General features: G+C 70.1%; 17 protein-coding genes. 15 read left to right on the top strand and 2 right to left on the bottom strand.

Annotation, left to right across the window (positions count from 1 at the left end):
* The first annotated feature begins 142 nt into the window (after positions 1-142).
* Positions 143-1402, top strand: a complete 1260-nt coding sequence (locus tag Q9R19_RS12810; RefSeq protein WP_311256782.1) for an ATP-binding protein — start codon at positions 143-145, stop codon at positions 1400-1402.
* Positions 1399-2082 carry a response regulator transcription factor gene (locus tag Q9R19_RS12815; RefSeq protein ID WP_311256783.1) on the top strand — a complete coding sequence of 228 codons (684 nt, stop codon included), beginning with the start codon at positions 1399-1401 and terminating at the stop codon, positions 2080-2082. Before Q9R19_RS12810 ends, Q9R19_RS12815 begins: the two co-directional genes overlap by 4 nt.
* Before the next feature lie 54 nt (positions 2083-2136).
* Here Q9R19_RS12815 and Q9R19_RS12820 read toward each other — a convergent pair whose 3' ends face one another.
* Positions 2137-2646, bottom strand: coding sequence for a DNA modification methylase (locus Q9R19_RS12820; protein ID WP_311256784.1), 510 nt, complete (start codon positions 2644-2646; stop codon positions 2137-2139).
* Positions 2647-2798: 152 nt separating this feature from the next.
* Here Q9R19_RS12820 and Q9R19_RS12825 point away from each other — a divergent pair, with 152 nt between their 5' ends.
* The 4 genes from Q9R19_RS12825 (at position 2799) to rlmB (ending at position 6990) form a co-directional block, all read left to right on the top strand.
* On the top strand, positions 2799-3281 hold the full coding sequence (locus Q9R19_RS12825) for a CarD family transcriptional regulator (protein ID WP_298865585.1): 483 nt from the start codon (positions 2799-2801) through the stop codon (positions 3279-3281).
* Between the two features lie 95 nt (positions 3282-3376).
* The gene (ispD, locus tag Q9R19_RS12830) at positions 3377-4558 is read left to right on the top strand and encodes a 2-C-methyl-D-erythritol 4-phosphate cytidylyltransferase (protein ID WP_311256785.1); all 1182 of its coding nucleotides are present in this window, start codon (positions 3377-3379) and stop codon (positions 4556-4558) included.
* 40 nt (positions 4559-4598) lie between these two features.
* Entirely contained in the window at positions 4599-5996 is a 1398-nt protein-coding gene (cysS, locus tag Q9R19_RS12835) for a cysteine--tRNA ligase (RefSeq protein ID WP_311256786.1), read from the top strand.
* Positions 5989-6990, top strand: a complete 1002-nt coding sequence (gene rlmB / locus Q9R19_RS12840; protein WP_311256787.1) for a 23S rRNA (guanosine(2251)-2'-O)-methyltransferase RlmB — start codon at positions 5989-5991, stop codon at positions 6988-6990. The genes cysS and rlmB overlap by 8 nt, the downstream gene beginning before the upstream one ends.
* A 28-nt stretch (positions 6991-7018) precedes the next feature.
* On the opposite strand, the gene Q9R19_RS12845 is transcribed toward rlmB, so the two are convergent.
* Positions 7019-8446, bottom strand: a complete 1428-nt coding sequence (locus Q9R19_RS12845; RefSeq protein ID WP_311256788.1) for an amidohydrolase family protein — start codon at positions 8444-8446, stop codon at positions 7019-7021.
* A gap of 317 nt (positions 8447-8763) precedes the next feature.
* Between Q9R19_RS12845 and Q9R19_RS12850 the strand changes: the two genes are divergently transcribed.
* The 9 genes from Q9R19_RS12850 to Q9R19_RS12890 all read left to right on the top strand — a co-directional run bounded on the left by Q9R19_RS12850 (position 8764) and on the right by Q9R19_RS12890 (position 17867).
* Positions 8764-9657, top strand: coding sequence for a cupin domain-containing protein (locus Q9R19_RS12850; protein ID WP_311256789.1), 894 nt, complete (start codon positions 8764-8766; stop codon positions 9655-9657).
* Positions 9654-10361, top strand: coding sequence for an SDR family NAD(P)-dependent oxidoreductase (locus Q9R19_RS12855; RefSeq protein WP_311256790.1), 708 nt, complete (start codon positions 9654-9656; stop codon positions 10359-10361). Before Q9R19_RS12850 ends, Q9R19_RS12855 begins: the two co-directional genes overlap by 4 nt.
* 37 nt (positions 10362-10398) lie before the next feature.
* Positions 10399-11787 (top strand): Xaa-Pro peptidase family protein, encoded by a 1389-nt coding sequence (locus Q9R19_RS12860; protein ID WP_311256791.1) that lies wholly within the window; start codon positions 10399-10401, stop codon positions 11785-11787.
* A 37-nt stretch (positions 11788-11824) separates the two neighbouring features.
* Positions 11825-12967: an MFS transporter gene (locus Q9R19_RS12865; protein WP_311256792.1), complete on the top strand. Its 1143-nt coding sequence runs from the start codon at positions 11825-11827 to the stop codon at positions 12965-12967.
* Positions 12968-13101: 134 nt separating this feature from the next.
* On the top strand, positions 13102-13971 hold the full coding sequence (locus tag Q9R19_RS12870) for a branched-chain amino acid ABC transporter permease (RefSeq protein WP_311256793.1): 870 nt from the start codon (positions 13102-13104) through the stop codon (positions 13969-13971).
* A complete protein-coding gene (locus Q9R19_RS12875) occupies positions 13968-15053 on the top strand; it encodes a branched-chain amino acid ABC transporter permease (protein WP_311256794.1) in 1086 nt (361 codons plus the stop codon). The genes Q9R19_RS12870 and Q9R19_RS12875 overlap by 4 nt, the downstream gene beginning before the upstream one ends.
* Positions 15050-16351: an ABC transporter substrate-binding protein gene (locus Q9R19_RS12880; RefSeq protein ID WP_311256795.1), complete on the top strand. Its 1302-nt coding sequence runs from the start codon at positions 15050-15052 to the stop codon at positions 16349-16351. The genes Q9R19_RS12875 and Q9R19_RS12880 overlap by 4 nt, the downstream gene beginning before the upstream one ends.
* Before the next feature lie 5 nt (positions 16352-16356).
* Positions 16357-17154 (top strand): ABC transporter ATP-binding protein, encoded by a 798-nt coding sequence (locus tag Q9R19_RS12885; RefSeq protein ID WP_311256847.1) that lies wholly within the window; start codon positions 16357-16359, stop codon positions 17152-17154.
* Entirely contained in the window at positions 17151-17867 is a 717-nt protein-coding gene (locus Q9R19_RS12890) for an ABC transporter ATP-binding protein (protein ID WP_311256796.1), read from the top strand. The genes Q9R19_RS12885 and Q9R19_RS12890 overlap by 4 nt, the downstream gene beginning before the upstream one ends.
* Positions 17868-17876: the final 9 nt, after the last annotated feature.

The following is a 17876-nucleotide window of genomic DNA, read 5'->3' on the forward strand; positions in this document are numbered from 1 at the left end:
AACCTTTCGTCAGGGGGACCGGCCCCGATCATCGCGGTCGCAGGTTAACGGCCGGTGACGCGAACACGAACACTCTTCGCGCCGGCGCGTGAAGGCGGCGTGAACGCCCGGAGCAGGGTGCCGGTGCCCCTACTCTGGAGGCATGTCCTCGGCCCAGCTCGCGCTCTTCGCGCTCGCCGTCGGCGTCGTCATCGGGGTCGGCGCGGTGCTGCTGGTGATCTGGGCCTACCGCATGCGCGCCCACGCGATGGCGGTCACGTCGGCGTGGGTTCCCAGCGGCACCACCGAGGTGCTCGACGGCATGGACGACGCCGCGTGCGTGCTGGACTCGTCCGGCCTGGTGGTCGCGACCTCGCGAGCCGCGGCGCGCTTCGACATCCGCGCCGGCGCGGTGCTGGAGAACACCGAGCTGCGGCGCCTGGTGCTCCAGGTGCGCAGCAGCGGCGTCAGCGCCACCGAGACCCTGCGCATCGCCGCCGGCAGCACGCTCGACCCCCGGCTGGTCTCGGCTCGTGCCAGTGCGATCGGCCGGCGGCTGACGCTGCTGATCCTGCGCGACGTCACCGAGCGCGAGCGCCTGGAGCAGATGCGCACCGACTTCGTCTCCAACACCAGCCACGAGCTGAAGACGCCCGTGGCATCCGTCACCCTGCTGGCGGAGGCCATCGAATCGGCCGCCGACGACCCCGACCAGGTGCGTGCGTTCGCCGCGCGCATCACGGCCGAGGCGGGCCGTCTGAGCCAGCTGACCGGGCGGATCATGAGCCTGTCGCGGCTGCAGGCCGCCGAGAGCCTCGCGCAGCAGGAGCCGGTCTCGATCGACGAGGTGGTGCGCACCTCGATCGAAGGGCATGCGGTGCAGGCCGACTCCGCAGGTGTCGAGCTCGCCGGCGGCGGTGACACCGGTGCGTGGGTGCGCGGCGATGCGCAGGTGCTGGTCGAGGCGGTCGGCAACCTGCTGTCCAACGCCATCCAGTACTCGCCGCGCGGCTCGCGCATCGGGGTCGGGGTGCGTGTGGACGGCGATCTGGTGGAGATCGCCGTGGCCGACCAGGGCATCGGCATCTCCGCAGCCGACCGCGAGCGGATCTTCGAGCGCTTCTACCGCGCCGACGACGCGCGTTCGCGTCGCACCGGCGGCACCGGTCTCGGGCTGTCCATCGTGAAGCACGCCACGCAGCGCCATGGCGGCGAGGTGCGGGTGTGGTCGCGTCCGGGACGCGGATCCACGTTCACCATGCGCCTGCCGCGGATGGCGTCGGATGCCGACGACGTCGGCTCCGCGAAGATGAAGAAGAAGTCGAAGAAGAAGCAGTCGAAGAAGAAGCAGAAGGCACTGCAGCGCGCACGCGCCCTCGGGGCCCTGCATCCGGAAGCGACCCGGGACGGAGACACCGCATGACCCGCATCCTGCTCGTCGAGGACGAGCCCGACCTGGCCGATCCGCTCGCCTACCTGCTGCGCCGTGAAGGGTACGAGGTGGAGATCAGCGAGGACGGACCCGGGGCGCTGGAGGCGTTCCGCGCGCGAGGAGCCGACATCATCCTGCTCGACCTGATGCTGCCGGGCATGCCGGGCACGGAGGTGTGCCGCCAAGTGCGCCAGACCTCGAACGTGCCCATCATCATGCTCACGGCCAAGGACTCCGAGGTCGACATCGTGGTGGGGCTGGAGATCGGCGCCGACGACTACATCACCAAGCCGTACTCGTCGCGCGAGCTGCTGGCGCGGATGCGCGCCGTGCTGCGCCGCATCGCGCAGGCCGAGACCGACGTGGACGAGCGCGTGCTCGCAGGCGGTCGCGTCACGCTCGACATCGACCGGCACACGGTGGCCGTGGACGGCGAGGAGATCAACGTGCCGCTCAAGGAGTTCGAGCTGCTCGAGGTGCTGATGCGCAACGCCGGACGCGTGCTCACCCGCGGCCAGTTGATCGACCGGGTGTGGGGGAGCGACTACTTCGGTGACACCAAGACGCTCGACGTGCACATCAAGCGCATCCGGTCGAGGATCGAGCAGGATCCCAGCCGGCCGGTGATGCTCGTCACCGTGCGCGGACTCGGCTACCGCTTCGAACCTTGATCGCGAAGAGGCCGGCCCCGCATGCGGGACCGGCCTCTTCGGGACGAGCGGACGTCAGGATGCGGGCGTCTCCTCAGCGGAGGGCACGAGGTCCTTGTAGTAGGGGAGCGTGCCGTCGAGCACGGGCACCTGGATCGGGTCGGCGCTCTCGTCGCCGGAGCGGAACAGCACCTCGACGGTCGCGCCGGGCTTGACGCCCAGGCCCTCGATGAGCAGCGGGTCCTCGCCGGCGCCCAGGCTCACCGTCTCGCCGGCGGGCACGCGCACGTTCAGCTGCCTGCCCTCGACATCGACGGTGAGGCTGGCGCTCTTGTCGCCGTCGTTGACGAGAGCGGCCACGAGGTTGCCGGCCGAGCCGTCGTCGGTGGCGACGATCAGGGCGTTGCGCACCACGACAGGGCCGCCGGTGGAGGCCACGTCGACGCCGTCGGCGATGTTGACGATGTTCGTGGTCTCCTGCGGAGTGATGAACGTGCAGCCGGTGGCGCCGAGGGTGATCGCGGTGCCGAGCGCGGCAGCGGCGATGAGGCGCGGAGCGATGGACGCAGCAGAGCGCGAGTTCACGGATCCTCCTGAGATGCGACGATTGTCGTGCCTCAGTCTAGTGGATCCGGACGCGTTCTCCGGGACTGCGCGAGCGTGCGACGAGCTGCCGGCGCGAACCTTAGTACATAACCGCTGTGGTATGCTGGAGATTGCCGAAAGGACACGTTTTTATGCTTTTTGAGGTTGGCGAAACCGTCGTCTATCCGCACCACGGAGCCGCGACGATCATCGAGGTCAAGGACCGCGTGATCAAGGGCGAGACGAAGAAGTATCTCAAGCTGAACGTCACGCAGGGCGATCTGATCATTGAGGTGCCCGCCGAGAACGTCGACCTGGTCGGCGTGCGCGACGTCATCGGCCAGGAGGGCCTGGATCACGTCTTCGAGGTGCTCCGCGCACCCTTCACCGAGGAGCCGACCAACTGGTCGCGCCGCTACAAGGCGAACCTCGAGAAGCTCGCGTCGGGCGACGTGATCAAGGTGAGCGAGGTCGTCCGCGACCTGTGGCGCCGTGATCAGGACCGCGGGCTGTCGGCGGGCGAGAAGCGGATGCTGGCGAAGGCCAGGCAGATCCTCGTCTCGGAGCTGGCTCTCGCCGAGAAGATCGATGAGGAGAAGGCGGGCGAACTGCTCGACGAGGTGCTCGCCTCCTGAGTCGCGAAGACACCGGAGTTCGAGGAGGGCGGATGCTGCGGCATCCGCCCTCTTCGCATTCCCGGGCATCCACGGCTGCACGGTAGCGTGTCAGCGTGACCTCCGCACCGAGAACCGCGATCGTCGTCGTCGCCGCCGGCTCCGGCACCCGCCTGGCGGCGGGCGCACCGAAGGCTCTCGTCGACCTGGACGGGCGCACCGTGCTCGCGCACGCGCTCGAGGGCGTTTTCGCCGTGCGGCCCATGCAGGTGATCGTCGTCGCGCCCGCCGGGCACGAGCCGGCCGTGGCCGGCGTGCTGGCGGATGCCGATGGCGGGCGCGCATGGCCGGCATCCGTCGTCACCGGCGGCGCGACCCGGCAGCTGTCGGTCGCGGCCGGACTCGCCGCGGTCGACGCGGCGGTCGAGGTCGTGCTCGTGCACGATGCGGCGCGCGCGCTGACGCCGTCCGCGCAGATCGACGCGGTGGCTGACGCTGTGACGGCGGATGCCGGCGTGATCCCGGCGCTGGCGGTGATCGACACACTCAAGCGCGTCGACGGTGATGCCGTCGTCGAGGCGGTGGACCGCTCGGTGCTGGCCGCCGCGCAGACGCCGCAGGGGTTCCCCCGGGCGGCGCTGGATGCCGCATACGCCCGCGCGCTCGAGGCGGGGGAGGAGCACACCGACGATGCCGCGCTGTTCGCGGCGGCCGGCGGGGCCGTGCGCCGCATCCCCGGTGACGAGCGCGCGTTCAAGATCACCACTCCCGCCGACCTGGAGCGCGCGCGGATGCTTCTGCACCCGGCGTCCGTCGGCCTGCCAGTGACGCCCCGCATCGGCGTCGGCACCGACGTGCACGCCTTCGGCGGCGGCGGCGACCTGTGGCTCGCGGGGCTGGAGTGGCCGGGGGAGCAGCCGCTGTCGGGACACTCCGACGGCGACGCCGTCGCGCACGCGATCGTCGACGCGCTGCTGGGCGCCGCCGGACTCGGCGACATCGGCGAGCACTTCGGCACCGCGCATCCGGAGTACGCGGGAGCGCACGCCGACGTCTTCCTGGCGCGCACGGCGCGGATGCTGGCGGATGCCGGGTTCGCGATCGGCAGCGTCTCGGTGCAGTTCCAGGGCAACCGCCCGCGCTTCAGCGCCAGGAGGGCCGAAGCGGAGGCCGTCCTCTCCCGCGCCCTGGGCGGGGCAGCCGTCTCGGTGACAGCGACCACCACCGACGGCCTGGGCTTCACCGGCCGCGGCGAGGGCATCGCGGTGACCGCCGTGGCACTGGTGCTGCCGCGCTGATCCTCAGAAACCGCGCGTGCCGCCCCGGTAGTCTTGTGCGGTGACGATCCGCCTCTACGACACCCGCGCACAGCGCCTGCGCGACTTCGTTCCGCTCGACCCCTCGAACGTGACGATGTACGTGTGCGGACCCACCGTGCAGTCGGGGCCGCACATCGGGCACGTCCGCGCCGCGCTCAGCTTCGACCTGCTGCGTCGCTGGCTCGCGCACCGCTTCGGACGGGTGACCTTCGTGCGCAACGTCACCGACATCGATGACAAGACCCTCGCGAACGCGACCGCGGAGGAGCCGTGGTGGGCGCTCGCCTACCGGATCGAGCGGGAGTTCGGCGCGGCGTACGCCGCCGTCGGCATCCTTCCGCCCACCTACGAGCCGCGCGCGACCGGGTTCATCCCGCAGATGCACGAGCTGATCGCCTCGCTGATCGAGCGCGGCCACGCCTACGCCGCTCCGGACGGGTCGGGCGACGTGTACTTCGACGTGCGCTCCTGGCCCGCCTACGGCGAGTTGACCCACCAGTCCGTGGACGCCATGGAGGCCGCGGCCGACGCCGACCCGCGCGGCAAGCGCAACCCGCAGGACTTCGCGCTCTGGAAGGGCGCGAAGGCCGACGAGCAGGCGGATGCCGTCTGGGACTCGCCCTGGGGCGCCGGACGCCCGGGCTGGCACATCGAGTGCTCGGCCATGTCGAAGCGCTACCTGGGAGCGGAGTTCGACATCCACGGCGGCGGGCTCGACCTGCGCTTCCCGCACCACGAGAACGAGCTGGCGCAGTCGACGGCCGCCGGAGACGGCTTCGCCCGGTACTGGGTGCACAACGGGCTGGTGACGGTGAACGGGCAGAAGATGTCGAAGTCGCTGGGCAACTTCACGCTCGCGGCCGACTTCCTCGACGGCGTCGACCCGATGGTGGCGCGCTACGCGCTCGGGGCCGCGCACTACCGATCCAGCCTCGATCTCGGGGAGTCGACGCTGGCGGAGGCCGAGTCCGCGCTGGGCCGCATCCGCACCTTCGTGGAGCGCGCCGGGCGCGGGGCCGATGACGCGGCCGTGCCGGGGATCGTGCCGGACGCCTTCGCCGCCGCGATGGACGACGATCTCGGTGTGCCGCAGGCACTCGCCGTGATCCACGAGACGGTGCGCAGGGGCAACGCGGCGCTGGATGCCGGGGACGCAGCCGCGGCGGAGCACGCCCTCCGCGAGGTCACGGCCATGGCCGACGTGCTCGGCATCGATGTGCGCGGCACCGAGCGCGGGAGCGTGGACGCCGCGGCATCCGCCCTCGACGATCTCGTCAAGACGATGATCGCGCAGCGCGCGCAGGCGCGCGCCGACAAGGACTGGGCCGCGGCCGATCGCATCCGCGATGCGATCGCCGCGGCGGGAATCACTCTGGAGGACACTCCGGACGGAACGCATTGGAGTATCGATGGCTAAGCCTGGCCGCCCCGGAGCGGGCAACAGCAAGAAGAAGGGCGCCGCGAAGGGCACCGGCGGTCTCGGCCGCAAGGCACTGGAAGGACGCGGACCCACGCCCAAGGCGGAGGACCGCAGCTGGCACGTGGCGGGAAAGCGCAAGGCCGCGGCCGAGCGCTACGCCGCCGCCGGCGGCAAGGGCAAGCCGGGTCAGCGGCCGCAGTCGAACGTGAACCGTCAGGCGCGCGGGTCCAAGCCCGCCGACGACACCGAGACCGTCACCGGCCGAAACTCGGTGCTCGAGGCGCTGCGCACGAAGATCCCGGCGACGGCCTTCTACATCGCGCAGCGCGTGGAGATGGACGACCGCGTCAAGGAGATGCTCGCCATCACGCGCCACCGCGAGATCCCGGTGCTCGAGGTGACGCGTCAGGAGCTCGACCGGATGGCGGGCTTCGACGGCGTGCACCAGGGTGTCGCGCTGAAGGTGCCGCCCTACGAGTACGCGCACCCGCAGGATCTGCTGGAGCAGGTGATCGACCAGGGGCAGACCCCGCTGTTCGTGGCGCTGGACGGCATCACCGACCCGCGCAACCTGGGCGCCATCATCCGCTCCACGGCCGCCTTCGGCGGGCACGGGGTCATCCTGCCGCAGCGCCGCTCGGCCAGCGTCAACTCGGCTGCCTGGAAGACCAGCGCCGGGGCCGCCGCCCGCATCCCTGTCGCCCTCGCGTCGAACCTCACCTCGATGCTCAAGGAGTTCAAGAAGCAGGGCGTGTTCGTGCTGGGCCTGGACGGCGGCGGGGACGTGTCGCTGCCCGCGCTCGAGCTGGCGGACCGGCCGGTCGTGATCGTGGTCGGCTCCGAGGGCAAGGGCATCTCGCGCCTGGTGGCCGAGACCTGCGATCAGATCGTCTCGATCCCGATCTCGGCGGCGACCGAATCACTGAACGCCGGCATCGCGGCATCCGTCGCGCTGTACCAGGTGTCCACCGTGCGGGCCGCGCGGGGCTGACCGCTCCCCGCGCGGCATCCGTCGCCGGCTACTTCTTGTACTGATAGGGGTTGGTGAGCACCTCGGTCTCCGGGATCTCCGGATGCATGCCGGGAACCCACTCCTCGCCCACCTCGCGCTCGAGATGGGCGACGGTGTCGGCCAGCTTGGCCTTGACGCCCGGCAGATCGCCGGCGACCACCTTGCCCTCGGACTTGACGACCTCCCCGCCGACCAGCACGGTGTGCACGTCGCCGCGCTGCGCCTGGTAGACGACGTGGCCCCACGGGTTGATCACCGGGGTCCAGGTGGGCGAATCATCGTTCTTCAGCAGCACCACGTCGCCGAGCTTGCCCGCCTCCAGCGAGCCGATCAGATGGTCCTTGCCCAGCGCCTTCGCCCCGCCCCGGGTGGCCAGATCGACCACGTCCTCGGCGCGCAGGCGCACGTGCGTGACGGTCTCGGCGGGATCGAGACGGTGCGCGATGTAGTGCTCCAGCGCGCGGTCGGCGTTCACGGTCGCGCGCATGGCGGAGAACAGATCGGCGCTGAACCAGACGCTGGTGTCGACCGACAGCGATGCCGGGATGCCGTGCTTGCGCAGCTCGTGGATCGGCGGGTAGCCCTGTCCGCAGGTGTCCTCCGATTCGGTCGACAGCGAGACGTTCCCTCCGGTGGCCGCGATCTTCTGGTACGACTCCTCGGACAGCGACGCCGCATGCACGTAGGTGAAGCCCTCCTCCATGACGCCGGCGTCGTACGCGTTCCGGATGCCCCAGTCGTTGGTCGCACCCCAGACGCCGGCGTGCGTGGTGACGCGGAGGCCGAGCTCCTTGGCCACGCGGTAGGCGGCGAGCTCCGGGAACTCCGCGTCCTGGTTGGGGACGTCGAAGGCGATCTGCGTGCCGAACATCCGCGAGTCGTCGCGGGAGCGCACGAGCAGGTCCTGCACGGCGGGATCGGCCGTCCACTCCCACGGCGACTGATGGATGTTGCCGTATGCGAACACGAAACGACCGGGGGAGGTGGCCAGCGCCTCGTACGCGGCCTCGGCGTGCTCGACGGTGCGCAACCCGTGCGACCAGTCGACGCTGGTGGTCACGCCGGACTCGATCGCGTCCAGCGCCGAGATGAGATTGCCTGCCGCGTAGTCCTGCGGACGGAACTTGACGCCGTGCTGCAGGTAGTACCACACGAAGTACTGCGTCAGCGTCCAGTCCGACCCGTAGCCGCGCATCGCGGTCTGCCACATGTGCCGGTGCGTGTCCACCATGCCCGGCATGAGGATGCCGCCGGCGGCATCGATCACGTGCGCGTCCTCCGGGGCCTGGATGCCCACGCCGACCTCGGCGATCCGGCCGTCCTTGACGAGGACGTCGCCGTGCGGGATCACTGTGTGGGCATCGTCCATGGTCAGGACGATGCCGTCGGTGAACAGGATGGGCTGCCCCGGGCGGGGCAGGGGTGCTGCGGTCATCGCTCATCTCCTTCGATCAGCTGCTTCCGGCCGGCCGGGTTGTCGGCCAGGATGCGGCGCTTCGCTCACGGTGTACAGCGCTGCCTGTACAGTGTCACGAAACGCATGAGTAGGCTCAGCATGCCGCATGTCGGCGCTTTTCGGTAGTCTTCGGCCGCAGATCGCCGGTGAGAGCTGTCGTTGGTCGGTCGGTGATGCTTGACAATCGGGCGCGCCGCCGCTCTACTTGAGATAAAGTCACACTGAACATCGCTGGACGGTGAGCGGCGCAGTCCGGTCGCACGGCGAGAAGACATCGATCGGCAAGGAGGCCGTCCATGACGCGTTTCGTGGTTCGTCGCGCGGACGAGGCGGAGTACCGTGACCCCGGCGCCCTCGCCCCGGCGTCGCAGGGGCTGACGCGCTGGCGCTGCGTGGGAGAGGCCGACGGCGCCTCGCACACCGACTTCGGCGTCAACCGGCTGGCACCCGGGGGGAGCACGGCGACCCATGTGCACTCGTTCGAGGAGAGCTTCCACATCCTCAGCGGCGCCGTCGTGCTGGCCACGCCCGAGGCGACGGTGCGGCTGGTGGCCGGCGACTACGGGGTCATCCCCATCGGCGTGCCGCACGCCTGGCGCTCGGCCGGTGACGCGGAGGCCGTGTGGTGCGATCTGTTCACGCCCCCCGCGCGCACCAGGCACGCGGACGATACCTATCGGGTGCCGGAGCTGCCCGAACGTGATCCGATCCCCGTGGACGCCAGGGATCCGCGCACCCGGTCGTTCGGCAGCATCACTCGCGAGCACATGGACGCCGGGCGGCAGTCCCAGCAGCTGCTCGCGGTGTCGGCCTCGATGCGCACCGCGCTGCTCGTCTACAGCGGGATCACGCTGAAGATGATGGTCGACACCGATCTCGGGGCGACTCTGGCGGCGATGTTCATGGTGCGCTATGCGCCCGACGGCGTCGCCGGGCCCCACGACCACCCGCTCGAGGAGGCCTACCTGGTCACCGAGGGGGAGGTGAGAGCCACCTTCGACGGACAGGAGTTCCTGCTGAAGGAGGGCGACTTCGCGTGGGCCGGCGTGGGGTGCGTGCACTCGTTCTCGGCCACCGGGCAGGAAGTGCAGTGGCTGGAGACCCAGGCTCCGCAGATGCCGGCTCGCCATGCGTACCGGTTCGCCCGCGATTGGCAGTATCTGGAAGAGCGACTCGAGGAGGAGTCATGAGCGCACGCCGCATTCTCATCGCCGGGGGATCGTCCGGCATCGGCCGGGCGCTGGCCGAGGACCTGATCGCCGCCGGCGACGAAGTCGTCCTCACCAGCAGGGACGGAGAACGCGCCGAGCAGGTCGCCGCCGAGATCGGACCGGGCGCGCAGGGCATCGCGCTCGACGTCTCCGAGCCGGAGGGGATCGCGGATCAGCTGGCCGGGGTGGGCCGTCTGGACGGACTGGTGATGGTCGCCATCGAACGCGACGCGAACTCGATCCGCGAGTACGACATCGCGCGCGCCCGTCGGCTGGTCACACTGAAGCTGATCGGCTACACCGAGACCGTGCACGTGCTGCTCGATCGCCTGGAGCCCTCCCGGGACACCGGCATCGTGCTCTTCGGCGGCCGGGCGAAGGACGCGCCCTACCCGGGGTCCACGACCGTGTCGACCATCAACGGCGGTGTCGACGGACTGATGAACACCCTCGCGCTGGAGCTGGCGCCGATGCGCGTGAACTCCCTGCATCCCGGGATCATCGGAGACAGCCCGTTCTGGGCCGGCAAGCCCGACGGCGTGCTGAGCGGGTACGAATCGCGAACGCCCGGCGGCGAGCTGGCCAGCATGGCCGACGTCGTCGACGCGACCAGGTTCCTGCTGTTCAACCGCGGAGTGTCCGCGCACAGCTTGAACGTCGACCGCGGCTGGCGGATCTCCTGAGCCGCGAACGCGGCCGGACACGGACGAGAGGACTGAGATGAGCATCGCGACACGCGGCACCATGGGCGTCGACTGGGAGGCACGGGTCGATTTCGAGCGGCTGCGGGACGAGCGCCTGGCGCGCCTGCGCCGGGAGCTGGACAGGTCGTCGGTGGGCGCCGTGCTCGCCTTCGACTTCTCCAACATCCGCTACGCCTCGGCCACCCACATCGGAACCTGGGCCATGGACAAACTGATCCGGTTCTGCCTGGTCACGCGCAAGACCGACCCGATCGTGTGGGACTTCGGCTCGGCGGCCAAGCACCACGATCTGCTCAACCCATGGCTGCACGAGACCCACATGGAGGCGGACGCCGACCCGCACGCGCCTCATCACGGCGCCACGCGCCCCCGCGCGGAGTCGGGTGCGCGCGCCGGCATCTCCACGTTGCGCGGTGCGTTCCCGCCCGACGCCGGCATCGCCGAGCAGGTGGCGCACAAGATCAAGCGGGAGCTGCAGAAGTTCGGACTGGCCGACGAGCCGCTGGGCGTGGACGTCATCGAGCTGCCGATCCTGTTCGCCCTGCAGCGCGAGGGGATCGAGGTCGTCGACGGCCAGCAGATCTTCATGGAGGCGCGCAGGATCAAGACCGCCGACGAGATCACGCTCCTGACCACGGCGGCCTCGATGGTGGATGCCGCCTACGACGAGCTCTACGGGTTCCTGCGCCCCGGCGTGCGCGAGAACCAGTGCGTCGGCCTGGTCGCGAAGTCGCTGTACGACCAGGGCTCCGAGTACGTGGAGGGAGTCAACGCGATCTCCGGGGAGCGCTGCGCACCGCATCCGCACGTCTACTCCGACCGCGCCGTCCGCCCGGGAGACCCGGCCTTCTTCGACATCCTGCACTCGTACAACGGCTACCGCACCTGCTACTACCGCACCTTCGCGGTCGGGTCGGCCAGCCCCGCCCAGCGCGATGCGTACAAGCGCTGCCGGGAGTACATGGACATGGCGATCGCCGCCGTGCGGCCGGGTGCCACCACAGCCGACATCGTCTCGCTGTGGCCGAAGGCCGAGGAGTTCGGCTTCCCCGACGAGGAGGCGGCCTTCGCCCTGCAGTACGGGCACGGAGTGGGGCTGTCGATCTGGGAGAAGCCGATCTTCTCGCGGCTGACCTCGCTCGAGCACCCCGAGGTGCTCGAGGAGGGGATGGTGTTCGCCCTCGAGACGTACTGGCCGTCGGCCGACGGCTGGGGTGCCGCGCGCATCGAGGAGGAGCTGGTCGTCACCGCCGACGGCTGCGAGGTGATCACGAAGTTCCCCGCCGAGGAGCTCATGATCGCGGGCGGCGGACGCTACATCACCGTGAACGGCCCGCTGCCGGGCATCCGCGACTCCCAGTCCCACCTGAACACGCCGGAAGGTCGTGGCGAGACCGAGGGATGAGCGCCCGGCGGGTGCTCCCGCCGGGCCGGGTCCCCGGGTGTCGGCGGCGGCGGTCCTGCCGCTGGCCATCTTCTGGTCCACCATCGACAGGTCGCTCATCCTGCCGCTGATCCCGCAGCTGGCCGAGGACCTGGACGCGCCGCTCGCGGTCGCGGCCAACGCGGTCACCCTGCACGCGCTGGCCTATGCGCTGCTGCAGGTGATGTGGGGACCGCTGTCGACGCGGTGGGGCCGCATCCGGGTGCTCACGGTCTCGACGGCGCTCGCCGCGGTCGCGAACCTGCTCGTCGCGCTCTCGCCCGACATCGTCGTGCTGCTGATCGCCCGCACGGCGTCGGGCGGGGCGTTCGCCGCCATGTTCGCCGCCGTGCTGACCTATTTCGGGGACACGCTGCCGCTGGAGAGGCGACCGGCGGCCATGGCCAACCTCGCCACGGCGACCGCGCTGGGGCTGGCGGCCGGCACGGTGATCGCGGGTGCCGCCACCCAGTGGGTCTCCTGGCAGGTGCTGTTCGTCGTGTACGCGGTGGTGACGGCGCTGCTGGCCGTGCTCATCGCCGTGCTGCCCGAGGCTCGGGACGACGGCGCCGCACCCCTGCGGATGCAGCTGCGGCAGCTGATGCGCAACAGGTGGGCGCTGGTGGTCTGCGCGGTGACGGGGCTGGAGGGCGTGCTGCTGATCGGGCTGTACAACATGCTGCCGGTGGCGCTGCAGCAGGCCGGCGGCGGCGCCGCGGTCTCGGGCTTCGTCACGGCGGCGTTCGGCGTGGCGGTCGTGGTGGTCAGCCAGCTGATGAAGCTCGTCGTCCACCGTGTCGCGCCACTGTGGTTCCTGGTCGCGGGCGGCGGATGCGCCGTGCTCGCGTTCGTGCTGCTGGCGACGCAGATCACGCCGCTGTCGGTGCTGGTCGGCGCGACCGGGATGGGGGCGGGGTGGGCGCTCGCGCACACCACCCTGCAGACCTGGATGACGGATGCCGCGGCGCAGACTCGCGCGCTCGGGATGACGATGTTCTCGATCTCGCTGATGCTGGGCGGATCGCTCGGCGCGCTGGCCGGTGCCGCCGCCGTGGCGGCCGAGTCCTTCCCGCTGCTGTTCGCGGCCGCCGCCCTCGCCTCCGCGGTCTTCGGCGGAACGGCGGCTCTCGGGCGGCTGCGCTACCGGGTGCGCGGCGACTGAGGCCCCGCCCGCGACGAACCAGTGAACACTGTGCATTCCTGATTCACGCAAGTGTTCACTGACACTTGACTTTCTTCAGTGGGATTGCTTCACTGAGTCAACCGCTCCCCAACGACGAGGAAGGTCTGGCCCCGGTGTTCGAACCCGTATTCCTCCTGCAGCAGGTGCTCAACGGCTTGAGCTTCGGCGCGCTGCTGTTCCTGCTCGCGAGCGGTCTCACGCTCGTGTTCGGCCTGATGAGCATCGTGAACATGGCGCACGGCGCGTTCTACATGATCGGCGGCTACATCGGCGTGGTCGTCGCCACGCTGACCGGCAACCTGCTTCTGGCCGTGCTCGTCGCCGTTATCGCGGTCAGCGTGACCGCCCTGATCGTGGAGCTCGTGCTGCTGCGCTTCGTGCGCGGGCAGGAGCTGCCCGAGGTGCTGCTCACGATCGGCGTCTCGTTCGTGATCGCCGACCTGTGCCTGGCCGTGTTCGGCGGCGATCCCCAGAACCTGCCCAGCGAGGTGCGCATCCCCGGCGCGCTGGCGCTGGGCGGGTTCGCCTACCCGTGGTACCGCATCTTCGTGATCGTCGTCGCAGTGGCCATCGGCATCGGTCTGGCACTGGTGCAGTCGCGCACCCGGATCGGTGCGACCGTGCGCGCCGGTGTCGACGACCGCGAGATGATCACGGCGATGGGCGTGAACATCAGCTGGGTGTTCACCGGGATGTTCGTCGTCGGAGCGGCGCTGGCGGCGATCGGCGGCACGATCGGCGCGGGAATGCAGAGCATCCTCCCCGGCGTGCAGAACGAGGTGCTCCTGTACGCCCTGGTCGTCATCATCATCGGCGGGCTGGGGAGCGTGGGCGGCGCGGCGATCGGCAGCGTGCTCATCGGCCTGATCGACGCCTTCGCGAAGGCCTGGATCCCCGAGCTCGCCTACTTCACGATCTTCCTGCCCATGGCTCTCGTCCTCGTGCTGCGACCCAGGGGGCTGTTCGGAAAGGCGACGTCATGAGCAACCGCATCGTCCAGACCCGCACCGTGCGCACGTTCGGAACGCAGCGCGGCGGGCGTCTGCGCCGACTGAACCTCGGCCTTCTGGCACTGCTCCTGGTCCTCGCCCTGGCGCTGCCCTACCTCGGCGCCTCCGGGTTCGTGGTCTCGCTGACGACCACGATCCTGATCGCCGCCACCCTGGCCACGAGCGTGAACTTCCTGGCCGGTCAGGTCGGGATGGTCTCCCTGGGCCACGCCGGCATCGCCGCCGCCGCGGCCTACGGCGCGGGGTGGGCATCGCAGCAGGGCCACGCCCCCGCCGTGCAGGCGCTGGTCGCGCTGGTCATGACCCTGCTGGTCTCGCTGGTCTACGGACTGCTGTCCATGCGCACCAGCGGCATCTACTTCCTCATGGTCACGCTCGCCGTCGGCATGCTGATCTACGGCCTCGCCTTCCGGCTGTCCTCGGTCACCGGGGGAGAGAACGGCATCTCCGGGATCGCCCGGCCCGCGTGGATGGAGTCCTACTGGGTCTACTACTACGTCGTCCTCGCGGCGTTCGTCTTGGCGACGGCTGCGCTCTGGGTCGTCTCGGGCTCGCCCTTCGGCGCCGGCCTGCAGGGCGTGCGCGACAGCGAGAGCCGCATGCGCAGCCTGGGCTACAGCGTGCGCGGATACCGGCTGGGCGCGTTCATGATGTCGGGCACCATCGCCGGACTCGCGGGGCTGCTCGCGGTGTGGAACACGCATTTCGTGAGCCCGTCCACCGCGGGTGTCGACCGCTCCATCCACCTGATCGTGATGGTCATCCTCGGTGGCATCGGAACGCTGCTCGGGCCGCTCATCGGGGCGGCGATCGTGGTGCTGGTGGAGAACGTGCTCTCCAGCCACGTCGACCGATGGCCGACCGTGCTCGGGCTGATCTTCATCCTCGTCATCCTCTTCGCCCGCGCCGGCATCGCCGGCAGCGTGCGCAAGGTCGTGCGCCGGCTGCGGGAACGCACCGGGGCCGAGGCCCCCGCAGACGCGGGGGCCGCACAGGACATACCCGTGTCCGCACGCATTCCCGAAGCATCAAGAAACGGAAAGGACCTGCCATGAATTCGACGATGATCTCGGCCCGTGGTCACCGTAAGGCATTCGCCGGGCTCACCCTTCTCGCGGCTGCGGCGCTCGCGCTGGCGGCCTGTGCCCCTCCGGGGGCCGAGAAGCCGGAGGAGCCCGCCGGAGGCGGTGACTCGGGCACCCTCACCGTCGGCTACATCTCGCCGACCACCGGCAACTTCGCCGTGGCGGGCCAGGAGATGGTGGACGGCTGGAACCTCTACTGGGATCGCAACGGCAGCAAGGCCGGCGACATCACCATCAAGACCATCGTGGAGGACGACGCCGGGAACCCCGAGACCTCGCTGACCAAGGCGCACAAGCTCGTCGAGCAGGACAAGGTCGACATCATCGTCGGCCCGCTGATCGCGAACACCGCGCTGGCGGTCGCCGGGTACACGGCATCCGTGGGCATCCCCAACCTGCACCCCGTCGCGGCATCCGACGACCTCACCCAGCGCAACGCGAACGACCTCACCGTGCGCACCGGATCCATGGGCGGCTCCCAGGCCAACTACCCCGGCGGCCAGTGGGCGGCGACCGAGGGCGGGTTCAAGACCGCGGTGACGCTGTGCGCCGACTACGCGTTCGGCTGGGAGTCCTGCGCCGGATTCGTGCAGGGGTTCACGCAGAACGGCGGCGAGGTCGTCAAGCAGATCTGGTTCCCGAACTCGACCACGGACTTCTCGACCTACGTGTCGCAGATCCAGGCCGCCGACGCCGACGTCGTGTACGTGGCGACCGCAGGCGGAGCGCCCGGCCCCAACTTCCTGAACGCCTATCTGGACCTCGGCCTGGACCTGGACAAGGTGATCGCGAACTGCTGCGCCGCCGACCAGGGAACGCTGCGCACCATGGGGGACAGGATCCTCGGCCTGAAGTCGATCAGCTACTGGGCCGAGGGGCGCGACGGCGAGGCGACGGCGGAGTTCGTCGACGCGTACAAGGAGTTCGCCGACGGCAAGATCCCCGGCGCCTACGTGGCGGGCGGCTACATGACCGCGTCGCTGGTGGCCTCCGTCCTCAAGGAGAAGGGCCTGCTCACCGGATCCGATCTGGTCGATGCGATCGCCGACTACACGTTCCAGGACAGCATCTTCGGCAAGGTCTCCTGGGACGACCACAACCAGATGGTCGGACCGGTCTACGTGCGCGAGGTGCAGAAACTGGACGACGGCAACTTCTACAACGTGCCGATCGCGACCATGGAGGATGTCGACCAGTGGCTCGGACGCACCCCCGAGGACGCGATGAAGCAGCCCACCTACTCGCAGGACTTCCAGGGGCTGGAGTGACCACGATGGACATGCTCGCCGAGGCCCCGGACCCGCACGGGTCCGGGGCTCCCGGCGCGGCGCTCGCCGTGACGGGACTGGGCAAGAGGTACGGCGGCGTGCAGGCCGTCGACGACATCTCGCTCGACGTGCCGGCCGGCGCCCGCGTCGGCGTCATCGGGCCGAACGGCGCGGGCAAGACCACGCTGTTCAAGATGATCGCGGGAGACGTCGCGCCCACGGCGGGAGCGATCGAGCTGTTCGGACGCGACGTCACCCGGCTGAGCACGGTCCGGCGCTCCCGGCTGGGAGTGGGGCGCACGTTCCAGGTCTCCAACCTGTTCCGCGACATGACCGTGCTCGACAACGTCCGTGTCGCCGCGCGCGGCGGCAGCGGTGCGGCGCACGTGTTCTGGCGGATGCAGGGGCTGCGCGACGACGCGTCGGTGCGCGCCCTGGAGATGCTCGACGCCGTGCACCTGCACGCCAGGCGCGACGACACGGTCGCGGATCTGTCGCACGGCGAGCAGCGCCAGCTCGAGATCGCGATGGCGCTCGTGGGCGAGCCGCGGATCCTGCTGCTCGACGAACCCGCCGCCGGTCTCTCCGCGGCGGAGCGGGTCACGCTGCGCGACCTGGTCGAGGCGCTGCCGCGGACGCTGTCGATCCTGCTCATCGAGCACGACATGTCGCTCGCCCTCGGCCTGACCGACCGGGTGATGTGCATGGAGAACGGCAGGCACGTGGTCACCGGCACGCCGGACGAGGTGCGCGAGCACCCCACGGTCAAGGAGATCTACCTGGGCAGGAGGGACAGACGATGAGCCTGAGGGTCAGGGACCTGCACGTCGGCTACGCCACCGCACGCGTGCTCAACGGCGTCGAGTTCGACATCGCCGACGGCCAGAGCGTCGCCCTGCTGGGGCGCAACGGCATGGGCAAGACCACTCTCGTGCGCGCGCTGTGCGGACTGCGTCCGCCGGCCGTCGTCAGCGGGAGCATCGAGTACGACGGCGTGGACATCTGCCGGATGCCGGTGCATCGCATCTCCCGCGCGGGCATCGCCCTGGTGCCGCAGGGGCGCCGGGTCTTCGGGTCGCTGACCACACTGGAGAACCTGAACGTCGTCTCCCGGCGGCGGGCGGCGGACAGCGACGACCCGTGGACGATCGAGCGCGTCTTCGACTTCTTCCCCCGACTGGCGGAGCGCTCCGGATCCATGGCGCGTTCGCTCTCGGGCGGTGAGCAGCAGATGCTGGCCATCGGGCGGGCGCTGATGACCAACCCGTCGCTGCTGATCATGGACGAGCCCAGCGAGGGACTCGCGCCGAGCGTGCTGGATGTCATCCAGGACCGCCTGGCGGGGCTGCGCAGCTCGGGACTGGCCGTGCTGATCGCCGAGCAGAACGTCGACCTGGCACTCGACATCGCCGATCACGTGCTCGTCATCGACGACTCCGGCACGATCGCGTGGTCGGGACTTCCCGAGGCTCTGCGCGGCGATGAGAGCCTGCTCGAACGGCATCTGAGCATCTGAGGCGGGCGG

It is taken from the genome of Microbacterium sp. ARD32 (assembly GCF_031844385.1).
Taxonomy (GTDB): domain Bacteria; phylum Actinomycetota; class Actinomycetes; order Actinomycetales; family Microbacteriaceae; genus Microbacterium.

Coding starts and splice junctions, on each gene's coding strand:
- Q9R19_RS12845 (WP_311256788.1), bottom strand. CDS start 8,446: ATGACCGCAGCACCCCTGCCCCGCCCGGGGCAGCCCATCCTGTTCACC.
- Q9R19_RS12860 (WP_311256791.1), top strand. CDS start 10,399: ATGAGCATCGCGACACGCGGCACCATGGGCGTCGACTGGGAGGCACGG.
- rlmB (WP_311256787.1), top strand. CDS start 5,989: ATGGCTAAGCCTGGCCGCCCCGGAGCGGGCAACAGCAAGAAGAAGGGC.
- Q9R19_RS12875 (WP_311256794.1), top strand. CDS start 13,968: ATGAGCAACCGCATCGTCCAGACCCGCACCGTGCGCACGTTCGGAACG.
- Q9R19_RS12825 (WP_298865585.1), top strand. CDS start 2,799: ATGCTTTTTGAGGTTGGCGAAACCGTCGTCTATCCGCACCACGGAGCC.
- Q9R19_RS12850 (WP_311256789.1), top strand. CDS start 8,764: ATGACGCGTTTCGTGGTTCGTCGCGCGGACGAGGCGGAGTACCGTGAC.
- Q9R19_RS12880 (WP_311256795.1), top strand. CDS start 15,050: ATGAATTCGACGATGATCTCGGCCCGTGGTCACCGTAAGGCATTCGCC.
- Q9R19_RS12885 (WP_311256847.1), top strand. CDS start 16,357: ATGGACATGCTCGCCGAGGCCCCGGACCCGCACGGGTCCGGGGCTCCC.
- Q9R19_RS12815 (WP_311256783.1), top strand. CDS start 1,399: ATGACCCGCATCCTGCTCGTCGAGGACGAGCCCGACCTGGCCGATCCG.
- Q9R19_RS12890 (WP_311256796.1), top strand. CDS start 17,151: ATGAGCCTGAGGGTCAGGGACCTGCACGTCGGCTACGCCACCGCACGC.
- Q9R19_RS12855 (WP_311256790.1), top strand. CDS start 9,654: ATGAGCGCACGCCGCATTCTCATCGCCGGGGGATCGTCCGGCATCGGC.
- Q9R19_RS12810 (WP_311256782.1), top strand. CDS start 143: ATGTCCTCGGCCCAGCTCGCGCTCTTCGCGCTCGCCGTCGGCGTCGTC.